At 60.4% G+C, this 14,809-nt stretch carries 15 protein-coding genes and 1 pseudogene; 9 read left to right on the forward strand and 7 right to left on the reverse strand.

Features of this window, described 5'->3' with window-relative positions; genetic code table 11:
- Nucleotides 1-21: 21 nt before the first annotated feature.
- Nucleotides 22-927 carry a LysR family transcriptional regulator gene (locus AC1D19_RS11655; protein ID WP_477763260.1) on the reverse strand — a complete coding sequence of 302 codons (906 nt, stop codon included), beginning with the start codon at nucleotides 925-927 and terminating at the stop codon, nucleotides 22-24.
- A 102-nt stretch (nucleotides 928-1,029) separates the two neighbouring features.
- Here AC1D19_RS11655 and AC1D19_RS11660 point away from each other — a divergent pair, with 102 nt between their 5' ends.
- Nucleotides 1,030-2,205, forward strand: a complete 1,176-nt coding sequence (locus AC1D19_RS11660) for an acetylornithine/succinylornithine family transaminase (protein WP_477763261.1) — start codon at nucleotides 1,030-1,032, stop codon at nucleotides 2,203-2,205.
- An 8-nt stretch (nucleotides 2,206-2,213) separates the two neighbouring features.
- Here AC1D19_RS11660 and AC1D19_RS11665 read toward each other — a convergent pair whose 3' ends face one another.
- From AC1D19_RS11665 to AC1D19_RS11680, 4 genes and pseudogenes are all read right to left on the reverse strand, one after another.
- On the reverse strand, nucleotides 2,214-2,468 hold the full coding sequence (locus tag AC1D19_RS11665) for a Txe/YoeB family addiction module toxin (protein ID WP_015093589.1): 255 nt from the start codon (nucleotides 2,466-2,468) through the stop codon (nucleotides 2,214-2,216).
- A complete protein-coding gene (locus tag AC1D19_RS11670) occupies nucleotides 2,465-2,719 on the reverse strand; it encodes a type II toxin-antitoxin system prevent-host-death family antitoxin (RefSeq protein WP_056728535.1) in 255 nt (84 codons plus the stop codon). Before AC1D19_RS11670 ends, AC1D19_RS11665 begins: the two co-directional genes overlap by 4 nt.
- Before the next feature lie 206 nt (nucleotides 2,720-2,925).
- Nucleotides 2,926-3,417: a P-loop NTPase family protein gene (locus AC1D19_RS11675; RefSeq protein WP_477763262.1), complete on the reverse strand. Its 492-nt coding sequence runs from the start codon at nucleotides 3,415-3,417 to the stop codon at nucleotides 2,926-2,928.
- A 252-nt stretch (nucleotides 3,418-3,669) separates the two neighbouring features.
- Nucleotides 3,670-3,873: pseudogene (locus AC1D19_RS11680) on the reverse strand (CgnE/CgnB domain-containing protein); the annotation flags it as partial.
- A gap of 164 nt (nucleotides 3,874-4,037) precedes the next feature.
- Here AC1D19_RS11680 and srmL point away from each other — a divergent pair.
- Nucleotides 4,038-5,009: a PheS-related mystery ligase SrmL gene (srmL, locus tag AC1D19_RS11685; protein WP_477763263.1), complete on the forward strand. Its 972-nt coding sequence runs from the start codon at nucleotides 4,038-4,040 to the stop codon at nucleotides 5,007-5,009.
- Nucleotides 5,010-5,088: 79 nt separating this feature from the next.
- On the opposite strand, the gene AC1D19_RS11690 is transcribed toward srmL, so the two are convergent.
- Nucleotides 5,089-7,011, reverse strand: coding sequence for an alkaline phosphatase D family protein (locus tag AC1D19_RS11690; protein WP_477763264.1), 1,923 nt, complete (start codon nucleotides 7,009-7,011; stop codon nucleotides 5,089-5,091).
- A 205-nt stretch (nucleotides 7,012-7,216) separates the two neighbouring features.
- On the opposite strand from AC1D19_RS11690, the gene AC1D19_RS11695 reads away from it, so the two are divergent.
- The 7 genes from AC1D19_RS11695 (at nucleotide 7,217) to AC1D19_RS11725 (ending at nucleotide 13,626) form a co-directional block, all read left to right on the forward strand.
- Entirely contained in the window at nucleotides 7,217-8,197 is a 981-nt protein-coding gene (locus AC1D19_RS11695; RefSeq protein ID WP_477763265.1) for a quinone oxidoreductase family protein, read from the forward strand.
- Between the two features lie 13 nt (nucleotides 8,198-8,210).
- Nucleotides 8,211-9,059, forward strand: a complete 849-nt coding sequence (locus AC1D19_RS11700; protein ID WP_477763266.1) for a TauD/TfdA dioxygenase family protein — start codon at nucleotides 8,211-8,213, stop codon at nucleotides 9,057-9,059.
- Nucleotides 9,060-9,162: 103 nt separating this feature from the next.
- Complete coding sequence (locus tag AC1D19_RS11705) at nucleotides 9,163-10,215, forward strand: beta-keto acid cleavage family enzyme (protein ID WP_477763267.1); 1,053 nt, start codon at nucleotides 9,163-9,165, stop codon at nucleotides 10,213-10,215.
- 90 nt (nucleotides 10,216-10,305) lie between these two features.
- Nucleotides 10,306-11,637, forward strand: a complete 1,332-nt coding sequence (locus AC1D19_RS11710) for an MFS transporter (RefSeq protein ID WP_477763268.1) — start codon at nucleotides 10,306-10,308, stop codon at nucleotides 11,635-11,637.
- A complete protein-coding gene (locus AC1D19_RS11715) occupies nucleotides 11,634-12,296 on the forward strand; it encodes a DsbA family oxidoreductase (RefSeq protein WP_477763269.1) in 663 nt (220 codons plus the stop codon). Before AC1D19_RS11710 ends, AC1D19_RS11715 begins: the two co-directional genes overlap by 4 nt.
- The gene (locus tag AC1D19_RS11720) at nucleotides 12,293-12,619 is read left to right on the forward strand and encodes a Rieske (2Fe-2S) protein (RefSeq protein WP_477763270.1); all 327 of its coding nucleotides are present in this window, start codon (nucleotides 12,293-12,295) and stop codon (nucleotides 12,617-12,619) included. Before AC1D19_RS11715 ends, AC1D19_RS11720 begins: the two co-directional genes overlap by 4 nt.
- Nucleotides 12,616-13,626 carry a YeiH family protein gene (locus AC1D19_RS11725; RefSeq protein WP_477763271.1) on the forward strand — a complete coding sequence of 337 codons (1,011 nt, stop codon included), beginning with the start codon at nucleotides 12,616-12,618 and terminating at the stop codon, nucleotides 13,624-13,626. The genes AC1D19_RS11720 and AC1D19_RS11725 overlap by 4 nt, the downstream gene beginning before the upstream one ends.
- A gap of 139 nt (nucleotides 13,627-13,765) precedes the next feature.
- Here the strand turns inward: AC1D19_RS11725 and AC1D19_RS11730 are convergent, their stop codons facing one another.
- Nucleotides 13,766-14,800, reverse strand: coding sequence for an AraC family transcriptional regulator (locus AC1D19_RS11730; protein ID WP_477763272.1), 1,035 nt, complete (start codon nucleotides 14,798-14,800; stop codon nucleotides 13,766-13,768).
- Nucleotides 14,801-14,809 lie beyond the last annotated feature (9 nt).

Here is a 14,809-nt window from a genome sequence, read left to right on the forward strand (position 1 = left end):
CTGCATGGCCTGTTCGGCCGGCTAGTGCTTGCCCCACCTCTGTACGGCGAATTCGACGAAACGCCGCAGTTTCGGCAAACGGTGGCGATCCTGGGCATAGACCAGGTGCATCGGTCGACTGGGCGGGCAGTAGTCGGGCATCAAGGCCAGCAGCTTTCCGTCCTTGAGGTCCTGTTCGACCAAGGCATCGGGCATCATCACGATGCCCATGCCGGTTCGCGCGGCTTGATGCAGTCCGGCCGAACTATTGATCAGCATCGGCCCGCTGACCCCCACGCTGACTTCGCCATCGGGACCGGCCAGGCGCCATTCCTTTTGCACCGATTGCCAGTCATCGCCGGCCGGATAGGCAAAGGACAGGCAGTCGTGGTGTCGCAGGTCTTCAGGTGTTTTCGGTGTGCCCCGACGGGCCAGATATTCCGGTGAGGCGCACATGGTCAGGGTGTAGTCGATCAGCGGGCGGGCGATCAGGTTGGAAGGCTCCAGCGCGCCGAGGCGAAACGCCACATCGAGGCCGTTTTCCAGCAGATCCGGGCGTCGGTTGGTCAGTACCACGTCGAGTTTCACCCGCGGGTTTTGCCGGCTGAACTCACTCAGTGCCGGCGCCAGGCGCTCGGTACCGAAGGTCAGGGGCGCGGTGATACGCAAGATGCCGCTTGGTTCGTCCATAGCCTGCTCGGCCAGCCGCTCGGAATCGGCCACCAACCCCAACACTTCCAGGCAGCGCTGGTAATACGCGGCGCCGAACTCGGTCAGCCGCTGGCGCCGCGTCGTGCGGTTGAGCAGGCGCACACCCAGCCGTTGCTCCAGGGCCTTGAGGTGGTTGCCGACCATGGTCGTGGACATTTCACACTGCAAGGCGGCGGCGGTCATGCTGCCGGTCTCCACCACTTTCACGTAGACGGTCATTGCCTGGAACAGATCCATTATCAATCTCTACTTTTAAATGATTGAAGTTTTACGGTGTTTATCCAGCTCTGGTGGCTAACCATACTGCAAAAACACCGACCCTTGCTGGAGCTTGATGTCATGACCGCCGCCTGCCTGATGAGCACTTACCAACCCTTGGCCTTGAGTTTCAACAAGGGCCTGGGCACTCGCCTGTGGGATCAGGCCGGCCGCGAATACCTGGATGCGGTCGCCGGTGTGGCGGTGACCAATGTCGGCCACTCCCATCCGAAAATCGTTGCCGCCATCGTTGAACAGGCTGGGTTACTGCTGCACACCTCGAACCTCTACAGCATCGTCTGGCAACAACGGCTCGCGCAGAAACTGACGCGGCTGGCGGGCATGGACCGCGCGTTCTTCAACAACTCCGGGGCCGAAGCCAACGAAACCGCACTGAAAATCGCCCGGCTGCATGGCTGGCACAAGGGTATCGAGCAGCCGCTGGTGGTGGTCATGGAGAACGCGTTTCATGGCCGCACCCTCGGCACCTTGTCGGCCAGCGATGGCCCGGCGGTGCGCCTGGGTTTCAACAAGCTGCCGGGGGATTTCGTCAAAGTGCCGTTCGGCGACCTCGACGCGCTGGACAAGGTGCAACAGGCCTTTGGCTCGCGGATCGTGGCGATCCTGATGGAGCCGATCCAGGGCGAAAGCGGCGTGCAACTGGCGCCACCAGGCTATCTCAAGGCCGTGCGCGAACTGTGCAACCGGCGCTCATGGCTGATGATGCTCGATGAAATCCAGACCGGCATCGGCCGCACCGGCCAGTGGTTCGCATTCCAGCACGAAGGCATCGTCCCGGACGTCATGACCTTGGCCAAAGGCCTGGGCAACGGCGTGCCCATCGGCGCTTGCCTGGCCCGTGGCAAGGCGGCCGAGCTCTTCACGCCGGGCAGCCACGGCAGCACCTTCGGCGGTAATCCGCTGGCCTGCCGGGTCGGTTGCACGGTGCTGGATATCGTCGAAGAACAAGGCTTGCTGGAGAACGCCCGGATTCAGGGGGAACGCCTGATCGAAAGATTGCGTACAGAACTGGCGGGCAACCCGAACGTCTCGCAAATCCGCGGCCAGGGCCTGATGATCGGCATCGAACTCAAGCAACCGATCCGCGACCTGAGCCTGATCGCCGCCCGGGATCATGGCTTGCTGATCAACGTCACGCGAGGCAAAACCATTCGCCTGCTACCGCCGCTGACCATTGATGAGCGGGAGGTGGAGATGATTGTCAGGGGGGTGAGGGGCGTGGTGAAAGAGGGATGAAGTCCTGCTCAGTAATGGTATCTGCACATCACGACGCGTATTTCGCCGTCTTCAACGGCGTAGACCAGACGATGTTCAGCCGTAATCCGGCGTGACCAGAATCCGCTCAAGTTATGCTTGAGCGGTTCGGGTTTTCCCAGTCCGTCGAAAGGCTCACGCTGGATAGCTTTGATCAACAGGTTGATACGTTTGAGCCCGGCCTTATCGTTCTGCTGGAACCAGAGATAATCGTCCCAGGCTTCAGGAGTGAACTCGATATTCATTCTTCAATCAGTTGCCTGGTTTTGGTTTTACCCGCTCGCAGGTTACCGATTGATTTGATCAGGCGTTCAGCGTTGGCTGGGGAGCGCAGCAGATAGGCTGTCTCTTCGAGAGCGTTGTATTCGGCCAATGACATCATCACTACCGGCTCGCCTTTCTGACGGGTTACCAGTAGCGGGGCGCGATCTTCATTCACCCGGTCCATGGTTTGCGCCAGGTGTGCCCGAGCGTTGGTGTAGTTGATGGTTTCCATGTGATTGTCCTCGCTTGATGCAGAGAACGTACAGAAATGAGTACATGTTGGCAAGGCGATACCTACGAGCGGTTGTTGCGTGGAAAGTGCATCCACGCTTGTATCGAGTATCGCCGAATGTTCCTCAGGACGTTTCCGTGACTGATGTAATCCCATTCTGAGCTACACGCCATCCATCAGGAGCGTCCGACCACAGCTGCGAAAATTTACGAGTGATGAACCAGCGCCGCGATTTCCCCCCGATCCCGCAGACGGATTTTCCCACCGCAAAACTCTTCGAACAGTCGCTGATGCGCCGCAAACCCACTTGACCCCTGCCGCTGGCGATAACTACCCGCCCACTCCAGTAAGGCGATAAGCAACAGATCCTGTTCATCACGCCCGGTCTCGCGTTGTCGAATGTTGGCCACGCAATCCTCGTCCCCGACGCTCAGCCAGATCAGCGCAGTCACCCGTGGCAGGAGTTCGCAGGCGATCCAGCCATATACGCCTTCGATCACCCAGCGCTCCTGTTCGGCTGCGATCCGCGCCATGGTCAATGCTTCATTTCGGGGGCGGGCGATGCTGTGTTCGTCGGACAGCCAGTGAATCCGGTCGAGATCGGTCCAAGGCACATGCAGTTGCTCGGCCAGCCGCTGCGCCAGCCAGCTCTTGCCGGAACCGGAGTTGCCGATGATCAGGGTGCGGGTGAGGTCCATGAGCGACTCCGATCAATTGTGGGTACGAACCTGCTCGCGAAAGCGGTGCTTCAGTCAGCATTGATGTTGGGTGTGCTGGTCTTATCGCGGGCAAGCCTACAGGTACACCAGAATCCGCCGGCCTGCGCACCTTGAGATTCATCGGTAACTTGCCGTGCTTCACTGCTCATCCTTTCTGTAAGCCCTTTTACAGTGTCAGTTTTTAGACATCGCTGTGATGTGGATGGTTGTGGTGAGGGCGATCAGGTTGGCTCAGTTGTGAGTTGGGCTTACCTTTACTGCTGGGCTCAGGAAGTCTATGTGATAGCCAGAGGAACCGTCCCCAATTGCTATATGAACGCCATTAATCCCTTCGTTTAATTGAGAGTTGATTTTGTAGTCAATGCTATTTGCGATTGTGTCGTTTACTCCAATAGCAAACTCAGTCAGCTTGAGGCCTCTAGGTCCTTCTGCAATTCAATAACCGTGTTGCACTCAGTTCCCGCAACCGCCGTTGGTTTAAAGTTTTTTTAGAATTAATGATGCTCGTTAGGTGTCTTGTAAGAAGCTCTTGGTTATTTGTGTAAGCAGTGGCTGTAGTCCTCTTCTGAAAATTTAGTGTTTCACCGAATTTGGTTGTGGTGGACGATCTGAAATCGTTAGGTTGGTCTATGGGGGGCTTTTTACGGGGGGGCTACATTCAATTGTTAATAAGGGGTTGTGTAGTGCAGGAATCAAAGAAATATCTGACAGATACGTCCGTACACCAAGCCTTGTTACTGGCTGATCTAACAGAGCCCGCTGCACCCGATCACGCCATTCGATTATTACTCAAGGAGGTCCTTCAAGGGTTAACGGATAAAGGCTGGCCACAAGCGCAAGTGCAGACGGGGCCGAGAATTGTCTCCGCTGAAGAAAACTACGGATTGCTTGGTTATGACCCATCTGAGATTACGCTTGGAAGTGCACACACTCGATGGGTTGACGAATGGACTCTGTTACGGACGCAAACCACTAGCCAAATTCCGTCTGCGCTTCAGCGAGCGGCCAAGCTACGACAACCGGGGCAGTCAATATTATTGGCCGCGCCTGGTATCACTTTTCGTCGCGATAGCCGGGATCGTTGGCATTGTGCGGAACCGCATCAAATGGATATCTGGGTGCTCGGCGATCCTGAATTGTCGACGCATGAGCATTTACTTTGCCTGGTCGGCGATATCCTCAAATCCGCAGTGCCTGATATGCCTTGGATCTACAGTGATAGTCCGCATCACTACACTGAGGGCGGGATCGAAGTAAATCTGTTGAATGACGGCGTCCCTGTAGAGGTTCTGGAGTGCGGTCGAATTGCCAAATCATTATTGGAGCGACTGAAGATCGATCCTTTGCGTCATGGAGGACTGGCGCTGGGAATGGGATTGGATCGCTTGACCATGCTGCGCAAAGGCATTCCGGATATTCGTTTGCTGCGTGATCAGAACGAACGAGTACAAGCACAGATGCATGATCTGAATCCGTGGCGCGCCGTCTCTCGGTTGCCTTCGATTACTCGTGATATTTCGTTAGCGGTAACGCCGGGGCTGAGCGAGGAAGTGTTGACTGAAAGGATATAGTACACGCCAGAAATCCAGTGTGTGCGAGCCTGCTCGCCGCACCGTCGCTCCCACAGTTTTTTGTGGTGTCTTCTTTACCTCAATCATCTCCTTCCGGCGCAATCATCCGGGTCTTCGGCGAGCCGTTCGAGTTGTGCTGATAGATGGTCTGCGGCTGCCCCAGGTCATTAAAGAACACCTGCCCGATCCCTGCCGAGTTCCATAGCCGCTCACCGGCTTCGGCGTGTTCCGGGACATGCGGCACGATGCGCATGCGTCGCCGTTTGGTCAGCCAGTTCAGCGGCGAGCGTGGTGAGTACAGCCAACGATTGAGGCGGTCGAACCACTCGAGCAGGGTGGCGGGGAATTCATTCTTGATGCCGCTGCTGGTGATCTGCCAGATGCGCGGCCCGGCCTTGCGGTGGCGGATCAGCACTTCGTAGACGAAGGAATAGTGCACATCGCCCGACAGCACCACGTAGTTACCCGGGGTGCGTGAGTGCCGGAAAATGTTCAGGATCACCTGTGCCGCGCCGCGATGGGCCATCCAGTTTTCCGCGTCCACCAGCAGTGGATAACCGCACCAGCTGAATACCCGCTGCACGGTCTCAATCAGTTTGACGCCGAAGATCGGCGCCGGCGAAACGATAATCGCGCTCGGGTGGTCCAGCAGTTCCTGTTGCAGTTCGCTCAGGGCTTCCCAGTCGAGCAAGCCGGAAGGCTGCTTGAGGGTCATCTCGCTGCGCCAGCGTCGGGTGCGGGTGTCGATCACCACCACGGCCGGGGTGGTGGGCAGCACGTAATGCCAGTGCTGAAATTTCAGCAAATCACTGATCAAGTCATCCTGAACCGTGCTGTCGAGGTGACGGTCGCGTGCGCTGTCGCTCAACGCGCCGGCCTTATCCAGCACAGCGGCGAAAGCATCCGGATTGTTGCCCCAGCCCTGGCACAACATGTACGCCAACAACGCGTTGCCGATGATGCGCCGGGAGAACGGATGGCCGTAGGCGGTTTCCTCCCACTGCGCGCTAAGGTTCCAGTCATCGGTGATGTCGTGGTCGTCGAAAATCATCAGCGTCGGCAGATGCGCCAGTGCCCGCGCGACGTTGCCAAGGCCTGCCTTGAAGGCCTCGATGCGGGTCTGTTCAAGGGCGTAGCGCTTGAGCCTTTCTGGCGTCAGTGTCGGTGCCTGGGGCGCGATCAAGGTCCAGGGCGTTGGCGACCAGACCAGCACATACATGGCCATGACTTCGGCGAAGGTCACTAGATGGTTGTCGGCACTGCTGCTGGTGAAAATCGGCTTGCGTGCGCCACCGAAAAACCGCTCGCGCAGGGTTTCATTGCTTTGCAGCGACGGTAGCAGATCTGCACGGTGGTAGTAACTGGCCGGATGCTCGTAGAGCCTGGCGCTGTCGCTGACCACCGTGCCTTCGAGGTGCTCCCCGAACAGCCCCAGACGCTCGATCAAGGCATGAATCGCCCGCAACATCGGCCCCGCGACATCGTCGGCGTAGACCTGATCGCCGGTCATCATCAGCAGTGCCGGACGATCCTTGGCGTCGTGCTTTTGCGCCAGCAACTGGTCGACGCAGAGCAAGCCGTCTACCGCCGGGTGGTGAGGCTTGCGGCAAGAGCCATGCAGCAACTGGTCGACCCGTGCGCGCAGGACGAAGTTCGGGCATCGGGCATGGCCGTACAGCAAATGCGGCGCCCAGTCGGCGATGCCTTTCTCTGTGCCATCGATCAGCAGGTCATAGTCGATCGACTCGTCCCAGGGCAGGGCGCAATCGAGTTGCACATCGATCAAGTGCACATAGGCATGAGCCCCCACTGCAATCACCGCGCATTGCCCGGCATCCAGACGGATATCGCCGACGCCCTGCAAGCGCAAGGTCAGCGCCAGCGCCCGGGAACCCACCAGCCACAGCACCAGTCGCGTGGGCTCCAGGCGCCGCAACAGCGGGCCGGCCAGGACCGGGGGCAAGGCTTGGTAATCGTCGAGCAGTGGCAGGGTGTCAGACATCCAGGTTCAAGACTCTTGGGGTATCGAGGCGGGCGATGATAGCGCAGGTGGCGGCGGGGCCGTCTGGGACGATCCCGTTTCTGCCTGTCACCAAATGAAAAGCCATTGTCGTCTGATGAGAAGCGTCCCGACAGGCCTCGTCCTACAGTCCAATCAACGCAATTCGATGCAACACGCCCATATTGCAGATTGGAGAATAAGAAAAATGGCTAAAGCCGTACGCTTCTACGAAACCGGTGGTCCCGAAGTCCTGCGTTATGAGGACGTCGAAGTCGGCGAACCCGGTCCCGGCCAGGTTCGGCTTCGTCATGTGGCAGTTGGCCTGAACTATGCCGACACCTATTTCCGTAACGGTACCTATGCGATTCCACTGCCCAACGGCATGGGCGTCGAGGCCTCTGGCGTAGTCCAGGCCGTTGGTGAAGGGGTCACCAATGTCGAGGTCGGTGATCGCGTCACCTACACCGGTTTCCTCAACACCCTCGGTGCCTACAGCACCGAGCGCCTGATCCCGGCTGCGCCGCTGATCAAGCTACCGGAAACCATCAGCTTCGAGACCGCCGCCGCGATGACCATGCGTGGCCTGACGTCTTCGTATCTGATGCGCCGCATCTACGACTTCAAGCCGGGCGACAGCATTCTGCTGCATGCCGCCGCTGGCGGTGTCGGTCTGATCGTTTCGCAGTGGGCCAAATTGCTGGGCTTGAACGTGATCGGCACGGTGTCGACCGAGCAAAAGGCGGAAATCGCCCGGGCTCACGGTTGCGAGCATACGATCAATTACAGCCATGAAGACGTCGCCGCTCGCGTTCGCGAATTGACCGACGGCGTGGGCGTCAACGTGGTGTTCGACAGCGTCGGCAAGAACACCTTCATGGGTTCGCTGGATTCGTTGAAACCCCGTGGCCTGATGGTCTGCGTGGGTACTGCGTCCGGCCCGATCCCGGCGTTCGATCCGGTGATGCTGGCGATGAAAGGCTCGCTGTTCCTGACCCGTCCGGCCCTGGCCAACTACATCAGCGACCCTGCGGAAAAAGCCGCCCTGGCTGGCGAACTGTTCGACCATGTCGGCAGCGGCCGGATCAAGATCGAGATCAACCAGCACTACGCGTTGCAGGACGCCGTGCAGGCCCATCGCGACCTTGAATCGCGCAAGACTACCGGCTCTTCGATTTTCGTCGTTTAAGGAGCGGCCAGCCATGAAAGTCGAACAATTAACCTGCTCCATCGGCGCCGAACTGATCGGCGTCAACCTGGCCGACGCAGTCCATGACGACGGCCTGTTTGCCGAGATCCGTGCCCAGTTACTCAAGCACCGCGTGGTGTTCCTGCGTGATCAGGACATCACCCGCGCCGAGCATGTGGCCTTCGCCCGGCGCTTCGGCGAGCTGGAAGATCACCCGGTGGCGGGCAGCGATCCGGAGCATCCGGGCCTGGTACAAATCTACAAGCGTCCGGACCAGCCGGCGGACCGCTACGAAAACTCCTGGCACAGCGACGCCACCTGGCGCGAGGCGCCGCCGATGGGCTGCGTGCTGCGTTGCGTGGAGTGCCCGCCGGTGGGCGGCGACACGATGTGGGCCAACATGGTCGAGGCTTACGCGCGTTTGCCCGAAGACGTGAAGGTGAAGATTGCCGACCTGCGTGCGCGCCACAGCATCGAAGCCAGTTTTGGTGCGGCCATGCCGATCGAAAAACGCCTGGCACTCAGGGAGAGGTTTCCGGATGCCGAGCATCCGGTGGTGCGCACACACCCGGAAACCGGCGAGAAGGTGCTGTTCGTCAACGCCTTCACCACCCACATCAGCAACTACCACACCCCTGAACGGGTGCGCTTCGGCCAGGACGCCAACCCCGGCGCAAGCGAGTTGCTGCGCTACCTGATCAGCCAGGCGTACATCCCCGAGTATCAGGTGCGCTGGCGCTGGAAGCCCAACAGCATCGCCATCTGGGACAACCGCACTACCCAGCATTACGCCGTCATGGATTACCCGCCGTGCCATCGCAAGATGGATCGCGCCGGGATCATCGGCGACAAGACGTTCTGATCGAACGCCACCTGCATCCGCACTCAAAGCATTCGCACTCGTAAACACGTCTGCCCGGCACGACCCCGGGTGGGCGGGACAATCATAAGAACTGGAGTAGACCATGCAATTCTTCGACGATTCCCTGCACCCGGAAAACATGGAAAAGGTAGTCATCACCGTGGCCCCGTACGGCCCGGAGTGGATGCCGGAAGACTTCCCGGAAGACATCCCGTTGACCATGGATGAGCAAGTCCAGAAAGCGGTCGAATGCTATGAAGCCGGCGCCACCGTGCTGCACCTGCATGTGCGCGAACTGGACGGCAAGGGCTCCAAGCGCCTGTCGAAGTTCAACGAACTGATCGCCGGTGTGCGTGAAGCCGTGCCGGACATGATCATCCAGGTCGGCGGCTCGATTTCCTTCGCCCCGGAAAGCGACGGTGAAGCGGCCAAGTGGCTGTCCGACGACACTCGCCACATGCTGGCCGAGCTGACGCCGAAACCGGATCAAGTCACGGTCGCGATCAACACCACGCAAATGAACATCATGGAGCTGCTGTATCCGGAATACCTGGAAGGCACCTCCCTGGCCAACCCGATGATCCAGGCGGCCTACAGCGAGATGACCGTGCCGGCTGGCCCGGCCTGGGTTGCCGAGCACCTCAAGCGCCTGATGGACAACGGCATCCAGCCGCACTTCCAGCTGACCGGCATGCACGCCATGGAAACCCTCGAGCGCCTGGTGCGCAGGGGCATCTACAAGGGCCCGCTGAACCTGACCTGGATCGGCATCGGCGGCGGTTTCGATGGCCCGAACCCGTTCAACTTCTTCAACTTCATCCACCGCGCGCCGGACGGCTGCACCCTGACCTCCGAATCGCTGCTCAAGAACGTCATGCCGTTCAACACCATGTCGATGGCCATGGGCATGCACCCGCGTGTGGGCAATGAAGACACTATCATTGACCACAAGGGCGATCGTTTCAGCTCGGTTGCGCAGATCCGGCAAACCGTGCGCATTGCCCACGAACTGGGGCGCGAAATTGCCTCTGGTAAAGAAGCCCGCGAGATCTACCGCATCGGCGTGCAGTACGAAACCATCGAGGAAACGCTGTTGGCCAACGGCATGGCCCCCAACCGCAAGGCTGGGCAGAAAGGCGTGCCGCAACGCGGCTGACCGACTGGCGAGCAAGCGGCCGTGACCGCTCGCTCGCCGCATTGCTACATGCTTGATAACAACAATAAAACGAAGCTTTGAGGAGGCTGCATGGCCTTTCACCCAATCGCCGCCGACGATGACGACGCAGGTTGCGTCGGCGTTGCGCGCCAATATGCCTGGATCGTCTTTGCCTTGACGTTCGGCCTGTTGATTTCCGATTACATGTCGCGTCAGGTACTGAACGCGGTGTTCCCGCTGCTCAAGAGCGAGTGGGCGTTGAGCGACGGTCAGCTCGGTCTGCTCAGTGGCATCGTGGCCCTGATGGTCGGCCTGCTGACGTTTCCCCTGTCGTTGATGGCCGACCGTTTCGGCCGGGTCAAGAGCCTGGCGCTGATGGCTTTTCTGTGGAGCGTGGCGACCCTGGGTTGCGCGTTGGCTCAGGACTACCAGCAGATGTTCATCGCGCGATTCATGGTCGGCGTCGGCGAAGCCGCCTACGGCAGCGTGGGCATCGCCGTGGTGATCTCGGTGTTCCCCAAACACATGCGCGCCACCCTGGCCAGTGCCTTCATGGCAGGCGGCATGTTCGGTTCGGTGTTGGGCATGGCTTTGGGCGGTGCGATTGCCGCCAAGCTGGGCTGGCGCTGGTCGTTCGCCGGCATGTCGCTGTTTGGCCTGTTTCTGGCGGTGCTTTACCCGCTCATCGTCAAGGAGGCGCGCATTGCGCCACAACGTGCCGCGCAGATTGCGAACAAGACGGCCGCCGCGGTCAAGCGTCCGCTGCGCACGCTGTGGTCCAGCCGTTCGGTGGTAGCGACCTACGTCGCCAGCGGCTTGCAGTTGTTCGTCGGCGGTACGGTGATGGTGTGGATTCCCAGCTACCTCAATCGCTACTACGACATGCCCACCGACAAGGCCGGTGGCATGGCGGCGATCATCGTGTTGTGCAGCGGCGCGGGGATGATCCTGTGCGGCATGCTTAGCGACCGCCTGTGTCGGAACTCGCCGGAGCGCAAGGTCAGCCTGGCCATTGGTTTTTGCCTGGGCAGTTGCCTGCTGCTGTCGGCAGCGTTCGCATTGTCGGCAGGGCCTGCGCAACTGGCGCTGATCTGTCTGGGCATGGCGATTGCCACCGGCACCACCGGCCCCGCCGGTGCGATGGTTGCCAACCTGACCCATTACTCCGTCCACGGTACGGCGTTCGCCACGCTGACCCTGGCCAATAACCTGCTGGGGCTGGCACCCGGGCCGTTCCTGACTGGCCGTGTGTCCGACCTCATCGGCCTGCATGCCGCTTTCCAATTAGTGCCACTGGTCAGCCTCGCGGCGGCAGCGGTGTTCTTCTATGCCAAGTGTCATTACCAAAAAGATATCGCCCGGCTTGAGGGTCAGAGCGTGCCTGAGCCCTTCAGTGCAGCCGGGATAGAGGTGAAGTTGTGAGTCGTCGTTTACGTATTGATGTGTTTTTCGATTTTATCTGCCCCTGGTGCCTGATCGGCAAACGCCAACTGGAGCATGCGCAGGTGCAGTTTCGCAGTCGCCACCCGGATGTGCAGATCACCACGGTGTGGCACGGGGTGCAGTTGCTGCCGCAGCTGCCGGTACAAGGTGAACCCTTCGCCGATTTCTATCGCAAGCGCCTGGGCGATGCGGACGCAGTGGCCATGCGTCAGGCCCAGGTCCGGCAGGCTGCGGCGGCAGTCGGGTTGGCTATCGATTTCAGCCGCATCGCGACCATGCCCAACACCGCAGACGCTCATCGTTTGTTCGAGCGTGTCGGTGCGCTGGGCAATGCTGTCCAGAGTGACGTCTTGCTTGAGCGCCTGTTCGCGGCATATTTCCAGAAGGGCGAAGATCTCGGTTGCCGTGAGACCTTGCTCGCCATTGCCCGCTCCTGCGGCATTGAAGTGGGGGCCGTGGCCGATTGCCTGAATGGCGACGCCTCTCCATTTGAAGGCTTTTCCGGAGCGAGCAGTGGCGTACCGGGTTTTCAGTTCGACCGCCGCATGACGGTGGTGGGCGCACAGCCTGCCGAGACATTGCTGGCAGCCATGAGCCAGGCACTGAAAGAAAGTGATCGCGAGCGGCAATCGGCATGACCCGGCGCATTCCCGTACCTGCCGGCAAACACCCGCAGGCCGGTGGCCGGGCGCTGTTCGAATTCGAAGACAAAAGCCTGGCGTTGTTCAACGTCGACGGGCAGCTGTTTGCCATCGACGACAGCTGCCCGCATCAGGGCGCCTCGCTGTGTGGCGGGCGTCTTGAGGGGCGGGTGATTCAATGCTGCGCCCATGGCCTGCGCTTCGATTTGCGCAGCGGCTACCTGCTCAATTCCACCCAGGTCAAAGTCACCAACTACCCGGTCGAGAACATCGACGGCCAGGCGTTTATCGTCATCGCATCCGAGGAGTCCGCGTCATGAGCGCCATTGCTCTCACCCGTATCCACAGTCGCACGCGCGAACTGGCACCGGGGTTTATCGTCAGCCTGATCGTGGCGGCCGCCGCGTCGTTCCTGTCCGAGCACTACGGTGCGCCGGTCATGCTGTTTGCCTTGCTGCTGGGCATGGCCCTGAATTTTCTCGCCGATGACGGCCCCTGCAAGGCCGGCATCGAGTTCACCGCCCGCACCGTGCTGCGCATCGGCGTGGCGCTGTTGGGCATGCGCATCACCCTGGAGCAAATGGCGGCGCTGGGCTGGAAGCCGATAGCGCTGGTGGTGATTCTGGTGGTGGTGACTATCAGTGTTTCGGTGGTCGCGGCCAAGGCCCTGGGCTTCCAGCGTCTGTTCGGCATGCTCACCGGCGGCGCGACGGCCATCTGCGGCGCCTCGGCGGCACTGGCCCTGGCGGCGGCACTGCCGAACCATCCGCAGAAAGAACGCGCCACACTGTTCACGGTGATCGGCGTCTCGGCGCTGTCCACGCTGGCGATGATCGTCTATCCGATGATCGCCAACTGGCTGCAGTTATCGCCGCAGGTGGCGGGGGTGTTCCTCGGCGCCACAATCCACGACGTGGCCCAGGTGGTCGGCGCCGGCTACAGCATGTCGACCGAGACCGGCGACACGGCCACGGTGGTCAAGCTGATGCGCGTTGCCATGCTGCTGCCGGTGATCGTCACCGCCGCGATGATCACCCGCATGCAAGGCGCCGACCCGACCGGCAAACGCCCACCGTTGTTGCCATGGTTCGCCGTCGGTTTTCTGATTCTGGCCTGCATCAACAGCACCGGATGGATAGCGCCTGCGGTGCAAGGATCGGTCAACGAACTGTCGCGCTGGTGCCTGGTGATCTCCATCAGTGCCCTGGGCATGAAGACCCGGCTCAAGGAGCTGGCGGCGGTCGGGATCAAACCGATTCTGCTGATGGTGGGGGAGACGGTGTTCCTCGTCGTGTTGGTGCTGTTGTTGCTGCACTGGGGCCTCTGAGCACGTCACCACTCGTTCGTTTTATGGCAGGGCTGCACGGCGTTGACTCCTCATGCCGTGGGGCTCCAGACCGGTGCTACAAGCACCGGTCTTTCGCGGCGACTGTACCAGCAGTCGCCGTTTTTTTTGTGCTGTTGATTCAGAGTTCTTTAGGACTAGTAAGGGGTTTGACGATGGTTTGTTTCTGCGCTCTCCAAGTCGCCGGCGGCATACCGAACTGGCTAATGAACCACCGCGTAAACGAACTCGCCATCGAATAGCCGAGCATGTCTGCAATCCGACTCAGCGGATAATTCGGATTATCCAGATAGCGCAGCACCAGGTCGCGGCGCACGTCGTTGATCACGTCGTTGAAGGCGCAGCCGTCGTCCTTGAGGCGGCGTTGCAGGGTGCGCACGTTCATGCCCTGGCTTTGGGCGACCTGTTCGATGGTGGCGCGCCCCATGGGCAGCAGCAGGTAGATGGCCTTGCGCACCTCGAACAGCATCGAGGCGCCTTCGTGGTTCTGCAGCGAATCGAGGTAGCTCTGGGCGTAGCGGGCCATGGCCGGGTCGGCGTTGGGGTTGGTCATGTCGAGGCTGACGTCCGGGCAGACGATGCCGTTGAACTCGCTGCCGAACTCCAGGTTGCAGCCGAACAGGCGGCGATGCAGGTGCAGGTTGTCCGGTGGCTGGTGCATGAAGTTGACGCTGTAGGGGTGCCAGTGTGAGCCGAGCAATGCCGAGCACAGCCGGAACATCACACCGATGGCCAGCTCCGTGGCCTGGCGGCTGGGCATCGGCGTTTCGGTGACCACCTCTTCGCGAATGATCACCATCTTGCCGGCCTCTTCAATGAAGATCGCCAGCGAGTCATTCATCAGGTGCCGGTAATCCACCACGACCTGCAAGGCATCGCGCAGGGTGCGCTGGTGGCTGAGCAGCAGGCTGACCACGCCGAAGTCCGAGAGCTGGCGCGATTCGGCCATGCTCAGGCCGAAGGTCTGGCAACCGCTGGCAGCGGCCGAGTCTTCCAGCAACCGCACGGCGGCATCGATCTGGATACGGTGTTCAGGGGCTTGCAGTTGGGCCCTGCTCAGGCCGACAGCGGCCAGCACGTCGCGCGGGTTGAAACCCAGGTACTGGGTGACCTCCAGGTAGTTGGTCAAGACAGCGGCGCGAACAAGCTTGGTCATGCGAAAGTC

This window comes from Pseudomonas sp. P1_C12 (genome assembly GCF_056406435.1).